Here is an 18,024-nt window from a genome sequence, read left to right as displayed (position 1 = left end):
AGCCCTGGTGGCCGGGTTCGTCAGGCGCCGGGTGCCGTGTACGTGCCGAAGAACCGCAGTTCGGCGACGCCGATGATGTTCGTGTTGGACAGGCGGATGTACCGGTAGGGCACCGGGCCGGTCGTGGTGCCGGTGCGGGCGAGGTTCTGCCACTGCAGGACGGCCTGGGCCTTGTTGGTGATGGCCGTCCAGCTGGTCAGGTCGTTGGAGCCGAGGAGTTGCAGTCCGGAGGCGCGGCCGGTGCCGTACTGGTCCTGGCGCACGATCAGGTCGGCGCGGTCGAGGGCGAGCGAGCCGCCTTCGTGGAAGTCCCAGACGATGTAGTACTGGCCGTTCACGGCGCGGGTGTCGGTGTAGGTGGTGAGGTTCGCGTCGAAGAGCATCGCGGTGCGGGCGGCCTTGTCGGACTCGGAGGTCCCGGTGAGGCTCACCAGGTCCGCCTTCGCCATGACGCCCTTCACGAGGTTTCGCTCGTTGGAGAGGTAGAGGTACGAGTCGTCGCTGGTGGCGTAGACGGTCGTGCCCTTGGCTCCGGCCTTGCTGGTGTAGTCGGCGGTGAAACGGAGGTTGCGGCCGGAGTCGATGTCGTCGGGAAGGACGACCTGCGCGTGGAACGTGGTGTCCCCGTCCGCGGTGACCTCGGCCTTGTGCCCCTCGATGGTCACCGCGACATCGGTGATGGCCTCGGTCGCGGTGAGGGCGAGGGTGACGGTGTCGCCGTTGACGGCGCGGCCCGGGAGTGCGTTGCTCGACGAGAGAACCGTCGACGAGATCTTGTTGACGGCCTCGTGGCGGTCGCCGTGGATGCGGAACTCGCTGAAGGAGGAGATACCCGGGTATGCGGGATCGGTGGGGACGCCCGGGTCGTCGACCTGGACCTTGACGAACCGGTACTGCTCGTCCTGCAGTTCGTCGAAGACGGCGATGGTCTCCATGGCGAAGTCCTGGTCCGTGGTGTTGGTCGTCTCGCGGACGGTCAGCTTCGTCCAGGTCACCTTGTCGTTGGAGCCGTAGACGTTGGCGCCCTGGGAGCGGTTGGCGAAGTTGTACCGCGCCTGGAGGCCGACGGCGGTGACGGAGAAGCGGTAGTTGACACCGAAGTCGAGGATGAACGGGGCACGCAGGTCGCCGCTGGTGGTGTTGAAGTCGCCGTCGGTCATGTTGGCGATGGCGGCGACGGTGAGGGTGGGCGAGGTGACGAGGGAGGGGTAGGCCAGGCTGCCGTCGTCGCTCAGGCGCGGGGAGAGGAGCTGAAGCTTCGTCACCGCCGTCTGGAGGGTCGCCAGGTTCGCGAGGAATGTCTCGTCGTCCGCCGTGGCGATGGATTCCTTGACGGAGTCGGCGACCGGCCGGAAGACGGCGAGGGAGGCCGTGGTGTAGGTGGCGGTGGTGTCGTAACCGTCGAGGGCGAGCTCGTAGGCGGACTCGCGGTCGGCGGCCACCGGGAGGGTCACGTCGAGGACGGTGTCGACGGTGCCGTCGGTGGCGACGATGTGGAAGGTGTGCGTGCCGGTCTGCGAGGCGTCCGGGGTCCAGCTCAGCGTTCCGGTGGCCGCGTCCAGTTGCGCGCCCGCCGGGAGCCCCTCGGCCTCGTAGGTGACGGTGTCCGACGCGTTCGAGTCGGTGGCCGCGAGCGTGCGGGTCAGCAAGGCGCCCTTGAGCCCGATGATCGTCGTGGCGAGCCCCTGGGTGAACAGCGGCGGCGAGAGCTGGCTGACCGCCAGGAGGTTGACGTGGTCGAGGTCGACGGTCCCGTCCGGCCGTCCCTTGATCCGGTAGTAGGCGATGTAGTTGCCGACGACGCTGGCGGGAATGACGGATGCCTGGAGGTTGTAGGTGAGGTACCGCCACTCGCCGTGCGTGTTGGGCACAGTGAGCGTGTAGTACGGGGCGCTGGTGCGGTCGCGGCTGATCTCGAGGGTCGCGGAGGCGGTGGTGCGGATGCGCACGCCGACCGGATAGTACTTCGAGGTGTCCCCGTACATCAGCTGCCGGATCGCCACGGTGCTGCCCTTCTTCGAGGGGCGGACCTGGACGAACTCGTGCCCGTCCTCCGCCAGCACCTTCGAAAGGCCGTCCAGCAGGATGCTCTTGGTCGCGAACGGCACGTTGGGGTCGGTGTCCTGCGGCGGGGCCTGTCCGGCGAGGGCCCCGGGCAGCGACAGCCAGTACTCGGGGTTGGGCTGGATACCTCCCCAGAAGTTCGCGAGCGAGCCGCCGTAGTAGTAGGTCGGGCCCTCGGCGTTGCCGTGCAGCTCGGCGAGGCCCGGTGCCTCTTTCGGCAGGTTGACGGGCTCCTCGTAGGTGTAGACGTAGTACAGCTCGTCGACGGGATTGAACAGGCGTCCGCGGTAGGCCTCGGAAAGCTTGCCCGGGCCGCCGGTGGTGTCGATCCAGGGGATGTCGTAGCCCAGCATGTAGCGGTAGAAGGCGTCGGCGCCGGTCAGCACGCGGTTGTCGAGGAAGCGGTAGGGGCTGACGGCGTCGCCGGCTGTGGAGACGGTGCCGTCGACCGGGTCCACCCGGGTGCCCTGGACGGTGAGAATGCGGGCCAGGCCCGTGGCGCAGTAGACGTCGTCCTCCGCGTGCGCCTGGTCACGGCCCATCTCCTGGTGTTGGACGAAGGAGTAGCCGTAGGTGTTGAGGGGGTTCTTCCTGTCGATCCTCGGGTAGAGCGAGGCGATCGCGCCGTTCTGCTCGGGCCGCTTGGTGGTGGAGTTGACGGTGTACCACTCGACGCCCTCGCGGTAGCGGTCGAGGTTGTCGGTGAAGATGTAGCCGGCCAGGGCGCCGACGAGCGGGTAGAGGTGCTGGTTGAGGTAGTAGGTGTTCTTGTGCAGGAACGTTTCCGTCATCGGCACGATGAGATTGGTCGTCAGATTCGCGGCGTCGGAGTCGTGCCAGGCGATGTCGTAGTCGGTGTAGTCGGCGTCGAAGTCGGTGGCGCGGAAGATCTCAGCCCCGGCCAGCAGCCGGTAGAGGGGGACGCCGGAGTGGATCTGGGCATCGGCGTAGTAGGCGTACTTGTCCGGGTCCATGTTGCTCCAGATCCGGATGATCTTCATCCCGTTGGCTCGGTAGACCTCGTCACCGGTGATGAAGTAGAGGATGGCCTGGGTGAGTACACCCCAGGAGTCCTCGATGAGCTTCGACTCCGTGCCCTGTGAGGCGAAGGTGTCCGTGCCCGGCCGGTCGAGGACGCTGCCCTGGTTCTTGGACTTGAGGGTCGTGGACGCGTACGACGTCTGCCTCATCGCGGCGTAGTAGCTCGCCCAGGGTTCGACTCCGGCGAGTACCTGGGCGCGGGCGTGGCGCAGGTTGTCGGCCGAGACACCGATGCCGGGATGGGTGAAGCCGTTGGCGCTCCGCCAGGTGCGGAGGGTGGGCAAGCCGTCGTCGGCCGACGTCTCGTCGGCGTAGGCCTGTCCCGCCGCCGTGGCGGGCAGGCCGAGCGCGGCGGCGCCGGCCGCCATGAAGCCGAGGAGAGTACGGCGAGAGGGCTGCTGGGCGTTCGACGGCTCGCGGTGTGCGTCGGACATGCGGCGGCTCCGGGTGGGACGAAACAAGGCAGGATAGAAAACGATTTCTGACCGTATGAGGGCGCGTCGTTGCCGTCAAGACGCGGGGCAGAGGCATTCTTTGGGGATGAATGACCGGCTGGCAGCGAATGCGAGGCTCTCCGTGTAGCAACCGTTTTCTGACCTGGGCTGCTTCTCTTGCGTCTGACGAGGCGTGGGGTTCTCAGCATTCGGTGAACACTGTGCGTTCGCGGCGGCAGCGAAGTGGCCCCTTGCCGACCTGCTGCCGCCAGGGACGGGCAGCACGGTCAGCGCGGCGTGGACGTACCGTCGCTACGACCATCTCCATCAGGGGGCGACGAAGTTCGCTCCACACCGAGGTGTCGGCGGCCAGTAGTCGGGTGACCCGGCGCAGCAGCTCGGCGGCCTTGCGCAGCCGCTTGCTGCAGCCGGGCTGCTTGGGTCGGTACGGGAAGAGACGTCGCAGGTGGGAGTGGGTGTGGCGGAGCCACCTGGCCTCGGCGGTGAAGCCGAACATGGCCTGCATCATCGCCAGCGTGACCAGCTCGGCATCGGTGAGTCGTTGAGCGATCCCTATGGTCGGCCGCCCTGGCGCGAGATGCGGAGACGCCTTCAGCAGGTCGTCGGCCTTCACATGCAGTCCGGTGGCGAGGGAGTCCAAGTCTGGCGTCACAGCCGCACTTTGGACTCCCTCGTTCCATGTGGGCAGCTCATCCGTTGAGATCATTCAGGTGGCATGGCAGCTACCGCTCCTCGGCGGAGGGCCGTCGCACCTCGAAGTGGAAGCATCCGTATTCCAGTGCCCGGACGTGCACGAGCACCACGTCCGGGTCACTGAACGCATCGTCAAAGGCTGCGTCGAAGCCAGCCGCGGCGTCGGCCGGAATCTCCAGAAGGCGTCCACCGACGATATGGCCCCGGGCGTCATAGCGGCGCACGGTACGCAGGGCGCCCGGCCGATCGAAAGGGTAGTTCTCGCCGAGAGTGAACCCGCCGCAGTCGTCGGCGTGGATGAAGACGGGACCCTGTTCGTCGTACGCGCCCGGAAGTGCACCCCTCACGGCGGCCCAGCGTCGCAGCGGGGCGTACGAAACAAGGGCAATCCGCTCACCGAACCTGCTGGGGCGCAGGCAGCAGCGCAGCGGGGAGCCTGCGTCGTCGCGGGTCGCGATGTATGGGGCGCAGGGGCGGCCCGCGTCGTCGGCAACCCGCAGTTCCTTGAGGACGGCTGTTTCAATGGGGAGCACGGTGTACCTGGTCATGTGCCCCATGCTGACTCGACGCACGTGTGTGTGCTGGCAGGAAACGGACGTTGCGTTGCTGCGGCCCACGCAGAAGGCTGACCGAAAGCGCCACACCCGCTGAACACAGGTCCCCCATGACCACTGACCCCTTGGAATCGATCATCTAGTCGAGCCTCCGAGCCCGTCGCTCGCCGCCGAGGCGGGCGTAGTGCTCGATCAGGTCGGGGTTGTCCACGACAGCCGGGTTGACGACCTGCTCGACAGGGGCGCCCTGGAGGAGGCGTTTGACCGGGACCTCCAGCTTCTTCCCGGTGCGGGTGTGCGGGATGGCCGGCACCTCGATGATCTCGTCGGGGACGTGCCGGGGCGAGGCGCCGGTACGGATGGCCTCGCGGATGCGGTCGTGGAGGGCGTCGTCCAGTTCGGCACCGGCCGCGAGGACCACGAACAGGGGCATCCAGTATCCGCCGTCCGGCTCCTCCGCGCCGATGACCAGCGCTTCCGTGATCTCCGGAAGCCGCTCGACCACGTCGTGGATGTCGGCGCTGCCCAGGCGCACGCCGTTGCGGTTGAGAGTGGAGTCGGAGCGGCCGTGCACGATCACGGAGCCGTGGGAGGTGAGGGTGATCCAGTCGCCATGGCGCCATACGCCGTCGTACGCGGAGAAGTAGGCATCGCGGTAGCGGGCACCGTCGGGGTCGTTCCAGAAGTACAGCGGCATGGACGGCATCGGGCGGGTGACGACCAGTTCGCCGACCTGGTCGACGACCGGTTGGCCCTTCTCGTCGTACGCGGCCAGTGCGACGCCCAGGTAGGGCGCGGACAGCTCGCCCGCCCGGACGGGGACGGTGGGCGCTCCGCCGGCGAAGCCGGAGACGACGTCCGTCCCGCCGCTGATGGAGGCGAGCTGGACGCCGTCGCCGACGTGGTCGCGGACCCATGGGTAGGCGGAGGCCGGCAGGGCGGAGCCGGTGCAGCCCACCGCTCGGACCGCTGACAGGTCGTGGACGGACGGGTCGATGCCGAACTTGGCCATACCCAGCAGGTATTGGGGGCTGGTGCCGAAGAGGGTGATGCGGTGGCGGGCCGCGAGCTCCCACAGGACGTCCGGGGCGGCGAAGGGGGCCGGGCTGCCGTCGTAGGTGCAGGTCGTGGCGCCCGTCAGGAGGGTGGAGACAACGAGGTTCCACATCATCCAGTGGGTGGTGGTGTACCACAGGAGGCGGTCGCCGGGGCCCAGGTCGGACTGGAGGGCGAGGGTCTTGAGGTGCTCCAGCAGGACGCCGCCGTGGCCGTGGACGATTCCCTTGGGCAGGCCGGTGGTGCCGGAGGAGAAGACGACCCACAGGGGGTGGTCGAACGGCACGGGGGTGCAGGTGAGCTGCTCGGTGCGCGTCGCCGCCTCCTCCCATGGGAGGACGAGCGACGGGTAGTTCGACGAGAGCCCCGGCAGGGCCAGGTGGTCCACCAGGACGGTGGCCTGCAGGGTCGGCAGGGCGCGGGCCAGTTCGAGGACGGGCTCGCGGCGGTCGTGGGTGGTGCCGTTGAAGAGGTAGCCGTCGGCGGCGATCAGGACGGTGGGTTCGAGCTGGGCGAAGCGGTCGGCGGCGGCCTTGGGGGCGTAGTCCTGCCCGCACACCGACCACACCGCGCCGAGGCTGGCGGTGGCCAGGAAGGCGATGATCGTGTGCGGGGTGTTGGGCAGGTAGCCGACCACGCGGTCGCCCTGGCCGACGCCCAGATCGCGCAGGGTGGCGGCGACCGAGGCGACCTGGGCGCGCAGCCGCTTGCCGGTCACCTCGTAGCCGGCGCCGGTCTCGTCGAGGGCGAGGATGGCAGGGGCGTCGTTCGCGAGGTTGCGCAGGGCGTGGTGGGCGTAGTTGAGGGTGGCGCCCGGGAACCAGCGGGCGCCGGGCATGGTCTCCTCGGCCAGGACCCGCTCGTAGGGGGTGTCCGCGTCGATATCGAAGTACTCCCAGATGGCGCCCCAGAAGCCTTCGAGGTCGGTGACGGACCAGCGGTGCAGGGCGGCGTAGTCGGTGAGGTCGGCTTCGGCGCCCCGGTGCCGGGCGGCCCAGCGGCCGAAGTCCGCGATCCGGCCGCCGGCGGCGGACTCCGGGTCCGGGGTCCAGAAGGGGTCGGCGTACGGCGTGGTCATCGCGCGGTGCTCCTCGACAGGGGGGTGGATACGGGCTGTTCGACGGGCCCGCGGGCGGTGCACAGCAGCGGTGCCCAGCCGGCGGTGTCGGTGAAGTCGCCGCCGCCCGCCGGGACGACGTCCAGGACGACGCGGTCGGGGCGCAGCAGGACGGCGTCGGCACGCCCCGCGCGCAGCCAGGCGGCGAGGGCGCCGTCGTCTCCGGACTCGTGTACGTCGACGACCCGGGCGCCGAGTCCGTCGGTGAGCGCGCGCAGTGAGGGCGGCAGCGGTACCGCGGTCAGCACGGCGAAGGAGTCTCCGAGGACGTCGTCGAGACGGACCTGTTGTCCGTCCTCGGTCGTCACCTGGGGCTGCGGGCAGTAGGTACCGCCGAGTCGGCTGCGTCGTGTCAACGGACCGGCGGGCAGCGGGCGACTGAGGTCCCGGCTCGCCATACCCGTCACCCCGGGTATGCGGCAGACCGCGGCGACGGCGGTGCGGCGCAGAGCGGCCGCGCGGTCCTGGCCGCCGGTCATGGCCCAGCCGGTGGCGACGGCGAGGCGGATCACGTGGCGGGCGTTCGGCCTGCGTTCCCGCTCGTAGGTGTCCAGCAGACGCTCGTCGCCGCCCTGCTGGAGGACGCGAGCGAGCTTCCAGGTCAGGTTGTGGGCGTCGCGCAGTCCCGAGCACAGGCCCTGTCCGACGAACGGCGGGGTGAGGTGGGCGGCGTCGCCGAGGAGGAAGACGCGGCCCCGGCGCCAGCGGTCGGCGACGCGGGCCCGGAAGGTGTACTCGGCCTGCCGGATGACGTGGAAGTCGTCGACGCGCGAGATGTCCACCCAGGGGGCGACGAGCTCGTGCAGCCGCTCGTCGTCGAGGTCCTCTCCCTCGCTCAGCCGGAACTCCCAGCGGTAGCGGTCCTCGCCGATGCGCATGAAGGTCGCCGGGCGGTGCGGGTCGCAGACCTGGTCGACGCCTTCCCAGCAGCGGACGGCGGCTTTCGTCGTCACGTCGATGACGGTCCAGCGTTCCTCGAAGCGCAGGTCCTCCCACCGTGCCCCGATGGCGTCGCGGGTGAGGCTGCCCGCGCCGTCACAGCCGAGGACGGCATCCGCGAGCAGCAGGTGCTCGCCCTTGTCGTCGCGGTAGGCGACGCGGACCGGTCCGTCGGCGGGCGGTCCGACCGCCGTCACCTCCACACCGCCCCGCAGCTCGCACTCCGGGCGGCGGGCGAGCGCCTCGCGAAGCAGCCGCTCCAGCTCCGGCTGGTCGAACATGCTGGTCTGCGGGAAGCCGTGGTGTCCCTGCGCAGACCGCCGGAACTCGGCGATCACGCGGTGCCGGGCGTCCAGCAGCCGCAGTCCGCGGGCGGGACGGGCGATGGCGGCGAACTCGCCGGCGATTCCGGCGGCTTGGAGGATCCTGCGGACCTCGTCGTCGGTGGCGACGGCACGGGGCAGGGGGTAGACGTCCCGATGGCGTTCGAGGACGACGGTACGCACCCCGCGCCGGGCGAGCAGCAGTGCGGCGGTCACACCCACGGGCCCGGCTCCGACGATCACGACCGGTACGCGGTCGGCAAAGTCCACTGGTGGGGCTTGGTCGGCGGTCATGTGCGGCTCACTTCGGGTCTCAGTGCGCGTCGGCCACGGGCGTGCGCTGCTCGCCCAGGTCGATCCGGCCGTCCGGGGTGGCGATGGTGGCGGTGATGACGTCGCCCTGCTGCAGGTAGCGGGGGTTCTTGGCCTGCGACTTGAAGAACGCCTTCCACTTCACCGCGGGCGGCAGCAGCGCGCCGATCTTCTCGACCGGCTTGGGCGGGGCCTTCAGGGCCGTGCCGCCGGGGGTGCCGGTCAGCAGCAGGTCGCCGGGGTCGAGGGTCTGGAAGCGGGCCAGCAGGGTGAGGGCCTGCGCGGGGCGGACGATCATGTCGGCGAGGGTGCGGTCCTGGCGCAGCTCGCCGTTGACGGACAACTTCAGCCGCAGGTCGAGGAGACGGGCGAAGTCCTCCGGCTCCAGCAGTGCCAGGTACGGCCCGGTCGGCGTGAAGGTCGGGTAGGACTTGCTCTCGTAGAACTGCGTCTTCGTCAGCTGTACGTCACGTGCGCTGACGTCGTTGGTGACGACGAGCCCGGCGACGTACGAGGGCAGGTCCCGCTCCTCGACGACGGTGCCGATGGGCAGCAGTGCGCCCATGACCAGGCCGAGTTCGATCTCGTAGTCGAGGAACTTCACATGCGGCGGCCGGACGATGGCCTCGCCGGGGCCGCTGACGGAGCCGGACGCCTTGCGGAAGAAGGCGGGCGGGACGTCGTCGGTGAAGCCCGAATCGCGGGCGTGGCTACGGTAGTTGACCATCTGGGCCACCACCCGGCAGGGGGTGGTGACCGGCGAGAGCGCCACCAGGTCGGCGACGGGCGTGCCCTTCTGGTCCGAGACGGCCGCCTCCCGTACGGCGGCCCGGTCGGCGAGCAGGTCGGTCGTGGTGACCGCCTTGGTGTCGACGGCGACGGCGCGCTCGCCACGCACCACCCACCAGCCGTCGGCGGTGCGCAGGACGTTGGTGCTCATGAGTTCATCGCTTTCATCAGGCCCAGCAGACGTGCGGGGTCGAGTTCGTTGTCGCCGCGCAGGGCATGCAGCACCTCTCGGACCTTGGCGGGGGACGGGCTGGCGCCGAGGAAGTCCCGGGTGACCGGCGGTCCCCACTGGGCGAGGCCGCTCGCCGACATGGGCGCCCAGCCGGGTTCGAGGTCGCAGGAGAACAGGTCGCCGTCGGCGAAGTGTTCCAGCATGAAGTGGTCGGGGTCTCGCCAGTAGTCGAAGAGCTGGCTGCCCTGGATGTGCCGGCCGATGCCCCAGCTGCGCTGGTAGCCGCGCTCGTTCAGGTACGCGCCGCCGGCGGCGATCGTGTCCAGGTCGGTGACCTGGTAGGCGGAGTGGACGTAGCCGGTACCCGGCCCCAGGTGCATCGCAAGCGTGTGATGGTCCACGGCGAGGCTGCCCTGGTCGCAGCGGATGAACGCCATCGTCGGGCCCCGGTCGCGCTGCCCGTCCAGGAACAGGAAGTCGGACACGATCATCCCGAGCATGTCCAGATACCAGTCCAGGGCCCGGCCGAACACCCGCGTCTCCAGGACCACATGCCCCAGGCGCTGGATGCGGGACGGTTCGCGCGGCGGGCGCTGCGTGGCGTTGACACGACGGTGCTCCGTGCCGGAGTTGAGGAGCAGCGGCTGCTGTTCGGGCAGGGCGGGCAGCTGCTCGGCGCAGTGCACGACCCGCACCGGGAAGCCCGACGGGTCGAGCAGGCCGACCGCCCTGCCGCCGCCGGGCACGTCCGCGTCCCGTACCGCCGCCCCCGTCGCGCGCGCCAGCCGGTCCAGATCGGCACGCTCGGCCGCCCGGAACGCCGGGCCGATGAAACGGGACGTGCGCCCGCGCCGGATCACCATGCACGGCGAGCCCGCGAAGGTGCCCCGCAGCCACAGCTCGCTCTCGGTGCGCGCGGCGATCTGGAAGCCGAAGTCACGGGCGAAGACCTCGGCGCGGTCCAGGTCGGGCTTCTCGAACTCCAGCCAGGCCAGGTCCGCGACCTTGATCGCGGGATTCCGCGAGCGGCCGGGATGCTCGCCGCACAGGGCGCCCTGCTCACTGTGAAGGTCCTGGTGGGGCGTCGCGATGGCGGCTGCGGCCACGCGTGTTTCAGACATGGTGCCCTCCGAGCAACATTGCCGTAATGATGAAATCATCATCTCTGACAGAAACCTCGTCAATAGCTCCTCCGAAATAAAGTGAGGGATTCATCAGAACTGCAGTGATCCCCGATGCGCGGCTAGACTCGGCCCATGCCCACGTCAGCCCCGCCCAGCAACCGGTTCGAGCGACGCCGTGCCGAGACCCGCAACGCGCTCGTCCGCGCCGCCCGGCAGATCCTCGCCGAGACCGGGGACACCAGCGCCAGCATCCAGGCGATCGCCGAGCGCGCGGATGTCGGCTTCGGCTCCTTCTACAACCACTTCGAGTCCAAGACGGAGCTGTTCGATGCAGCGGTGGTGGACGCCCTGGAGGAGTTCGGCCAGACCTTCGACGAGCGGCTCAGCGGGATCGACGACCCCGCGGAACTCGTCGCGGCCGGCTTCCGGCTCAGCGCCCGGATGGCCGAGTCCCACCCCGAGCTCATGCAGGTGCTGCGCCGCCGGGGCCTCGGCTACCTCCACTCGGACAACGGTCTGGTCTCCCGGGCGCTGCGCGATCTTCAGGTCGGCTTCGCCTCCGGCCGCTTCACCGCCGTCGAGCCGGTCGTCGCCCTGTCCGCACTGGGCGGGACCCTGCTGTCCCTGGTGGAACTGAGGTTCGCCCGCCCCGACCTGGACGGCGACGAGGCCGCGACGAACCTGGCCGAGATGGTCCTGCGCATGCTGGGCGTTCCACCGGAGGACGCCCACGAGGTCGCCCGGCGTCCGCTGCCCGAACTGGGCTGAGGAGACGGCGCCACAAAGACGACCATTACCACGCCGAGGCCACTACGTACTCCTCCGGCGTACGGCGACGAACCGCGCGACCTAATCCGGGAGCCGTTCCAGCGTCGTGGAGATACCGGCCCGGTCGACGACGTCGATCAGCGCCTGTCCGATCACGGAGACGGGCTCGCGCGCCGGGAGCACCAGGCCGATGCGCTCCGTGCGGACCGGACGGACCAGGGGAACGGCGTGCATACCGGCGGGGACGCCGAAGACGTGCAGCCAGGCGTGCGGCACGATGCTCGCCCATTGACCGGCCCTGACCTGCGCGAACAGGGAGGCGATCGAGTCGGTCTCCACCCGCGGGGTCACGGAGACGCCCACGGCCTCGAACACCGCGTCGAGGACCTGGCGCCCCTGCATCATGGGGTGCAACAGGCAGAGGGGGTACTGAGCCGCCTCCTCCCAGGAGATCTCCGCCGGGCCGGAGCCGGGGGCGGAGCGCCCGGTCAGGAGGACGTAGCGTTCCTGGTAGAGCGGGACGAACTTGAAGTCGTGTTCCACGACGGTGCTGTGGTAGGTCACGGCGGCGTCCAGTTCGTACGTCCTCAGGCGGTTGACGATGTCCTCGGCCTGCAGGTCTGCGAACACCTGGACGGTCGCCAGCGGGTTGGCGGCGCAGAACGGCTGGGTCAGCAGCGCGACCGCCGTGGAGGCGGTCGGGACGGTCCCGATCCGCAGCCGGCCGCTCAGCCCGGCCCGCAGTGCCTGGATCTCGCCCTGCATCGCGTCCCGGTCGGCAAGGATGCGCTGGGCCCACAGGACGACCCGCTCGCCCTCCGGCGTGAAGCCGTCGAACCTGCGCCCCCGCTGGACCAGGGGGATGCCGAGCTCGTCCTCCAGTTTCCGGATGCCCTCGGACAGGGTCGGCTGGGAGACGTAGCAGGCCTGCGCCGCCTTCGCGAAGTGACGGGCGCGGGCGAGGGCGACGAGGTACTCGAGTTGACGCAGCAGCACACCTCAATGATCCCCCGCGCCCGTCGTCCGGCGCTGCTGGGCTCGGTCACGCAGCACTGATCGGTGTGGCCTGTCAGACGATAGGAACTTCCGCTTTGACCCGGCCCTGCCCCCTGACGAAGAGTGTCGTGCGAACGGTCGGTGAGACAGGTCCCGCCCGCGCGTGTCCGAGACGCGCGGGCTGTCCCGTTCCTGGGCGCGCTGGAGGTCGCCGAGCGGGCTCGCCGCCCTGGACGGAGAGGACGTGGTGCTCAGTGCGGGACTTCGACGAACCGGATGAGGACGAGCTGTCGGTGTCGGCTCCCAAGACGTGGGCCACCGGCGCTCCCGCGGTCGTCCACGCCCTGAAGTACGCGCTGGACCAGACGTCGCCGAAGCGCACGGCGCTGACCCTGCTCAACATCAACCAGGCCAAGGGCTTCGACTGCCCGGGCTGCGCCTGGCCCGAGCCCGCGCCGGACCGGCGGCACCGCAACGAGTACTGCGAGAACGGCGCCAAGCACATCAGCGACGAGGCCACCTCGCGGCGGGTGACCGCCGACTTCTTCCAGCAGCACTCCGTCGACGAGCTGAGCCGCAGGTCCGACTACTGGCTCAACCAGCAGGGCCGGCTGACCGAGCCGATGGTGCTGCGCGAGGGTGCGACCCACTACGAGCCGATCGGCTGGGACGAGGCACTGGACCTCCTGGCCGGCGAACTGCGTGCCCTGGACCACCCGGACGAGGCGCTGTTCTACACCTCCGGGCGTCTGGCCAACGAACCGGCCTTCTTGCTGCAGCTGTTCGCGCGGGCCTTCGGCACCAACAACCTGCCGGACTGCTCCAACATGTGCCACGAGTCCAGCGGTTCGGCGCTGAACGAGACCCTGGGCATCGGCAAGGGCAGCGTCAGCCTCGACGACCTCTACAACGCCGACCTCGTCTTCGTCGTCGGGCAGAACCCGGGCACCAACCACCCGCGCATGCTGTCCGCACTCGAGGAGACCAAGCGCCGCGGCGGCCATGTCGTCGCCGTCAACCCGCTGCCGGAGGCGGGGCTGCTCCGCTTCAAGCATCCGCAGAAGGCGCGCGGTGTCATCGGCCGCGGCACGGACATCGCCGACCAGTTCCTGCAGATACGGCCCGGGGGCGACCTCGCCCTGTTCCAGGCGCTGAACCTGCTGCTGCTCGAGGCGGAGGACAAGGAACCGGGCACCGTCCTGGACCGCGAGTTCATCGAGGCGCACACCACGGGCTACGACGCCTTCGCCGAGCACATCCGCGGCACGTCGTGGGATGCCGTCCTGGAGGCCACCGGGCTGAGCCGGGACGAGATCGAGCAGGTGCACGAGCGGGTGCTGGCGAGCCGCAGCGTCATCGTCTGCTGGGCCATGGGGCTGACCCAGCACAAGCACGGCGTGCCCACCATCCGGGAGGTCGTCAACTTCCTTCTGCTGCGCGGCAACATCGGCCGCCCGGGCGCGGGCGTGTGCCCGGTCCGTGGGCACAGCAACGTCCAGGGCGACCGCACGATGGGCATCTGGGAGCGGATGCCCCAGCCGTTCCTGGACCGCCTTGGACAGGAGTTCCACTTCACCGCGCCGACGGCACACGGCCTGGACTCCGTCGACTCCATCCGGGCCATGCGCGACGGGCACGCCAAGGTCTTCATCGGCGTCGCGGGCAACTTCGTCCGGGCGACTCCCGACAGCGACGTCACCGAGCACGCCCTGCGTAACTGCCGCCTGACCGCGCACATTTCGACCAAGCTCAACCGGTCCCACGCGGTGTGCGGGCGCACCGCGCTGATCCTGCCCACGCTCGGCCGCAGCGACCGTGACGTCCAGGCGGGCGGAGAGCAGTTCATGACGGTCGAGGACTCCATGAGCGAGGTCCACGCCACCCGTGGCCGCCTCGCCCCCGCGTCCCCGCACCTGCTCAGCGAGGTGTCCATCATCACCCGTCTCGCCCGGAAGGTCCTGGGCTCCGAACCGGACATCCCCTGGGCGGGCTTCGAGGCCGACTACGACCTCGTCCGCGACCGTATCGCCCGGGTCGTCGACGGCTTCCAGGACTTCAACGAGCGGGTACGGCAGCCCGGCGGCTTCCGCCTGCCCAACCCGGTGAACTCCCGGGTGTTCCGCACGCCCGGCGGCAAGGCCGTCTTCAGCGTCAACGACTTCACCATGCTCCAGGCCCCCAAGGGCCACCTGGTCCTGCAGACCCTGCGGTCGCACGATCAGTGGAACACCATCCCCTACGCGATGGACGACCGTTACCGGGGCATCAAGGGCGGCCGACGCGTCGTCCTCGTGAACCCGGCCGACCTCGCCGACCTCGGCCTCGCGGACGGCAGCCTCGTCGACCTGATCAGCATCTGGTCCGACGGCTGCGAGCGCCGCGCGGACGCCTTCCGCGTCGTCGGCTACCCCACTCCCCCGGGTTCGGCCGCCGCCTACTACCCGGAGACCAACGTCCTGGTGCCGCTCGACAGCGTCGCGGACATCAGCAACACCCCGACGTCCAAGAGCGTGATCGTCCGTCTGGAGCGGGCTGCGGAGCGGGCACCGGCGTGATGCGCTGAAGAGGACGCGGAACGTTGCGGTACCGGCTTCAGGCCCGGCCGAAGGGTTCACGGATCACTCCGCGTACGCCGTGGTGAACCGTTCGGCGGCCTCCCACAGCCGGCCTTCGCGCTGCGAATCGTACGACTCTTCGGAGGACCGGGCCGGACGGCCGCGGTCGACGTACGAGCCGGTCGGTGCCTTGGTCGTACCGAGGACGACATCAGCGAGGTGGCGCCCTGCGGCGCTGCGGCTGGTCGCGAAGGGGGTGAGGGTCATCACCGGCAGGATCCGGCGCATCATGAACCGCGAGACGGGGTCTGCGTTGCGGGCGAGGCCGGTGCCGGGGACGAACCCCGGGTTGTAGGCGACGGCGTCGATCCCGGCCGGCAGGCGGCGCGCGTACTCGTGGACGAGATAGATGGCGGCCAGCTTGCTCGTCGAGTACGCCGTACGGCCGCCGGCTGTGGTGTGCGGCTCGGGGAAGGCGCCGGTGCGGGCGAGGACGTCCGGGGAGCGCCAGGCCGGGCCGGGCACCATGCCCATGTTGTGCTTGAAGTCACCGAAGTGGGTGTCGCTGACGGTGATGACGATCCGGGCGGGGGCGGTGAAGCGGTCCTGTAGCGTGCGCACGAACACGTGGTTGGCGAGCACGTTGACCGTGAAGGTGGCCTCGAAACCGTCGGGCCCCTCGGTCAGTGCGTTGGTGTACTGCATGCCCACATTGCCCACGAAGCCGCGCAGCGGCGGCAGTTCACCGCGATCCAGCCGGTCCCGGATCTCCGCGACTGCCGACCGGACGCTGGTGAGCGAACCGAGGTCCGCCTCGGCATGCGAGACCACCTTCCCTCCCCCAGCGAGCTCTGCGGACAGCCGCGCCCCATCGGCCCCGCGGGCGACGACGAGGAGATGCGTGTCCGGCGACTGGCGCAGGATGCGCTCCGCGGCGACGCGGCCGATGCCGCCGCTCGCGCCCGTCATGACGATGGTGTGCTGCATGGCAAGCTCCTTCACCGGTCAGCCAAGGCGCCCGGCCGGGCGCACCCCTACGCTCGCCGCTGCCGCCGGCGTGAGCCAGTGCCGTGCCCGTCACTAGGACCAGCAGTACCCAGGCTCGTCCGGCGCCCAGAGGCGAGAATCGACCCATGTCTGCCTCTCACTTGGGTTTCGGCGCACTCCTGCGGACCTGGCGCGACCGGCTCTCCCCGGCCGACGCCGGCTTCACCGTGACCGCCGGGCGCCGTGCGCCGGGACTGCGCCGTGAGGAGCTCGCGCAGCTGGCCGGGCTCTCGGTCGACTACGTCCTGCGCCTGGAACAGGGGCGGGCGAGGAACCCCTCGGCCCAGGTCGTCGGCGCCCTCGCCCGGGCCCTTCAGCTCTCCCGGGCCGAACGCGACCAGCTGTACCGGACCGCCGCGCTCCTGCCGCCACGCGACGGGACGGTCAGCACCCATGTGCCCCCGGGCATCCAACGGCTCGCCGCGCGCCTGGGAGACGTCCCGATCGGGGTGTTCACCGCCGACTGGACGTTGGTGTGGTGGAACACCATGTGGAGCGCCCTGCACGGCGACCCCGCCGTGCTCCCGCTCACCGAGAGAAACCTTGCGCGAGCTGTTTTCGGCAACGGCGCCGCCCACGCCGCCCTGCTTCCCTTCCGGTCCGAGCGCGGAAAGGACGCCTTCGCGGCGTCGATCGTCGCCGATCTGAAAGACGCCGCCTCCCGCTATCCCGCGGACGCCCCGCTCGACCGTCTGGTGCAGGAACTCCGTGACGTATCCGAGGTCTTCGCCCACTACTGGGACACGGGGGCGGCGGCCCAGCACACGACCGACCAGAAAACACTTCAGCATCCGCAGATCGGCGACATCCTGCTCGACTGCGATGTCCTGATCGTGCCGGGCGCTGACCTGCGCATGGTCACCTACACGGCAGCCGCCGGAAGCACCGACGCGGGAAAACTCGACCTCCTGCGCGTCACAGGCGGCCGTCCCGCCACCGCGCTGCCACGACCCGCATCGCCTCCGCCCGCCTGACCACCAAGACCGTCGTCCGCCCGTGATGTGGCATATACGCAGCACCGGTTGAATTCAGGGCGCGGTGAAGAGTGTCGGGAAGCGGGGAGCGAGCCAGGGCTTGCGGCCCCAGGCGAGGACGCGGCCCTGTGCAATGGCGCCCCACGGCTCGCGGCGGCCGAGCGCCATGAGCAGAAAGGTGACCGACTCGATGAGGATGGTGCAGTCCGGGCGGCCCGGCGGCTGCGGGCTCACGGCTGCGGCGCCGTTGGTGAAGGTCACGCCGAAGCGGGCGCCGCCCCACAGGCGGATCGTGTAGCGGGCGGTCAGCTGAGCCGCGGCAGCGATGTCGACCACCCGCGGCATGGCCGTGATCATGAAGGGCAGGGTCAGCTCGACCCGGGCGCGGTCGATCATGTGCGGACGACCCAGCGCGCGAGCGAGGTCGTAGCCGTGGCCGAGCATGTGCGTCAGCAGGTAAGAGCCCAGTACGGCCGGGCTCATCGTGCCCAGCGGGGTGGCCAGGGACCTCTCCGTCGCGCCCTGGTCCACCGCCTTGAGGAACGCTGCAGCCTCCCCCACGATCATCTCGGCCAGCGGATCGGCCTCGCGCTCTTCGAACTCGGCGAGCACGCGTTCATTGGCCGCCGCCAGGCTCTGCGGGGTGCCGTCGCCGTGACTGCGCTCGCGCCCTGCGACGATATCGGCCATCAGCTCATTGGCCTGCGCCAGATGCGCTGCCGCCTCTCCGACACTCCACGTCGAGCCGGGAACCGGAACACTCGTGTCGGCAACCCCCCGCAGCAGCACGGCTATTTCCTCGGCAGTGTCGCGTATCGCGGCGCCGAGCCCTTCAGGCAGAGTTCCTCGTGCTTCCTGCCCAGCCACTGACGTCACGCCTCTCCCATCATCAACGTCGTACCCGCAGCGGATCCCGCAGCCCGACGGCGACCCCGCTCGGGATCGCCCGCGGTACACAATCAGGCGACGGGGGCTACGGCAAGACTTGTGCGAGTGCCTTCACACATGCCGCGGCAGTGGGATCCAGGCGGGCCGCCGCAGACGA

The 18,024-nt window shown here is 70.0% G+C and carries 12 protein-coding genes and 1 pseudogene; 3 read left to right on the top strand and 10 right to left on the bottom strand.

The window, feature by feature from the left end; genetic code table 11:
* Positions 1-20: 20 nt before the first annotated feature.
* The 7 genes and pseudogenes from ACWD4J_RS33255 to ACWD4J_RS33225 all read right to left on the bottom strand — a co-directional run bounded on the left by ACWD4J_RS33255 (position 21) and on the right by ACWD4J_RS33225 (position 10,636).
* A complete protein-coding gene (locus ACWD4J_RS33255; RefSeq protein WP_451399202.1) occupies positions 21-3,539 on the bottom strand; it encodes a putative Ig domain-containing protein in 3,519 nt (1,172 codons plus the stop codon).
* Between the two features lie 343 nt (positions 3,540-3,882).
* A pseudogene (locus tag ACWD4J_RS33250) lies at positions 3,883-4,212 on the bottom strand (IS982 family transposase); the annotation flags it as partial.
* Between the two features lie 70 nt (positions 4,213-4,282).
* On the bottom strand, positions 4,283-4,801 hold the full coding sequence (locus tag ACWD4J_RS33245) for a DUF1203 domain-containing protein (RefSeq protein ID WP_451399201.1): 519 nt from the start codon (positions 4,799-4,801) through the stop codon (positions 4,283-4,285).
* Between the two features lie 145 nt (positions 4,802-4,946).
* A complete protein-coding gene (locus tag ACWD4J_RS33240; protein ID WP_451399200.1) occupies positions 4,947-6,941 on the bottom strand; it encodes an acetoacetate--CoA ligase in 1,995 nt (664 codons plus the stop codon).
* Complete coding sequence (gene mhpA, locus ACWD4J_RS33235) at positions 6,938-8,536, bottom strand: bifunctional 3-(3-hydroxy-phenyl)propionate/3-hydroxycinnamic acid hydroxylase MhpA (protein ID WP_451399199.1); 1,599 nt, start codon at positions 8,534-8,536, stop codon at positions 6,938-6,940. The genes ACWD4J_RS33240 and mhpA overlap by 4 nt, the downstream gene beginning before the upstream one ends.
* A gap of 19 nt (positions 8,537-8,555) precedes the next feature.
* Positions 8,556-9,494, bottom strand: a complete 939-nt coding sequence (locus ACWD4J_RS33230) for a fumarylacetoacetate hydrolase family protein (protein ID WP_451399198.1) — start codon at positions 9,492-9,494, stop codon at positions 8,556-8,558.
* Positions 9,491-10,636, bottom strand: coding sequence for a VOC family protein (locus ACWD4J_RS33225; protein WP_451399197.1), 1,146 nt, complete (start codon positions 10,634-10,636; stop codon positions 9,491-9,493). Before ACWD4J_RS33225 ends, ACWD4J_RS33230 begins: the two co-directional genes overlap by 4 nt.
* A 135-nt stretch (positions 10,637-10,771) precedes the next feature.
* Between ACWD4J_RS33225 and ACWD4J_RS33220 the strand changes: the two genes are divergently transcribed.
* The gene (locus ACWD4J_RS33220; RefSeq protein ID WP_451399196.1) at positions 10,772-11,407 is read left to right on the top strand and encodes a TetR/AcrR family transcriptional regulator; all 636 of its coding nucleotides are present in this window, start codon (positions 10,772-10,774) and stop codon (positions 11,405-11,407) included.
* 81 nt (positions 11,408-11,488) lie between these two features.
* Here the strand turns inward: ACWD4J_RS33220 and ACWD4J_RS33215 are convergent, their stop codons facing one another.
* Positions 11,489-12,403, bottom strand: coding sequence for a LysR family transcriptional regulator (locus ACWD4J_RS33215; protein ID WP_451399195.1), 915 nt, complete (start codon positions 12,401-12,403; stop codon positions 11,489-11,491).
* A 254-nt stretch (positions 12,404-12,657) separates the two neighbouring features.
* Here ACWD4J_RS33215 and ACWD4J_RS33210 point away from each other — a divergent pair, with 254 nt between their 5' ends.
* Positions 12,658-14,958: an FdhF/YdeP family oxidoreductase gene (locus tag ACWD4J_RS33210; protein ID WP_451399194.1), complete on the top strand. Its 2,301-nt coding sequence runs from the start codon at positions 12,658-12,660 to the stop codon at positions 14,956-14,958.
* A 63-nt stretch (positions 14,959-15,021) separates the two neighbouring features.
* Here ACWD4J_RS33210 and ACWD4J_RS33205 read toward each other — a convergent pair whose 3' ends face one another.
* The gene (locus tag ACWD4J_RS33205) at positions 15,022-15,945 is read right to left on the bottom strand and encodes an SDR family NAD(P)-dependent oxidoreductase (protein ID WP_451399193.1); all 924 of its coding nucleotides are present in this window, start codon (positions 15,943-15,945) and stop codon (positions 15,022-15,024) included.
* 146 nt (positions 15,946-16,091) lie between these two features.
* Here ACWD4J_RS33205 and ACWD4J_RS33200 point away from each other — a divergent pair, with 146 nt between their 5' ends.
* Positions 16,092-16,979 (top strand): helix-turn-helix transcriptional regulator, encoded by an 888-nt coding sequence (locus ACWD4J_RS33200; RefSeq protein ID WP_451399192.1) that lies wholly within the window; start codon positions 16,092-16,094, stop codon positions 16,977-16,979.
* Positions 16,980-17,033: 54 nt separating this feature from the next.
* On the opposite strand, the gene ACWD4J_RS33195 is transcribed toward ACWD4J_RS33200, so the two are convergent.
* On the bottom strand, positions 17,034-17,855 hold the full coding sequence (locus ACWD4J_RS33195) for a maleylpyruvate isomerase family mycothiol-dependent enzyme (RefSeq protein ID WP_451399191.1): 822 nt from the start codon (positions 17,853-17,855) through the stop codon (positions 17,034-17,036).
* Positions 17,856-18,024 lie beyond the last annotated feature (169 nt).

It is taken from the genome of Streptomyces sp. NPDC002577, from assembly GCF_053594815.1.
This window is presented reverse-complemented; position numbering and strand designations above follow the sequence as displayed.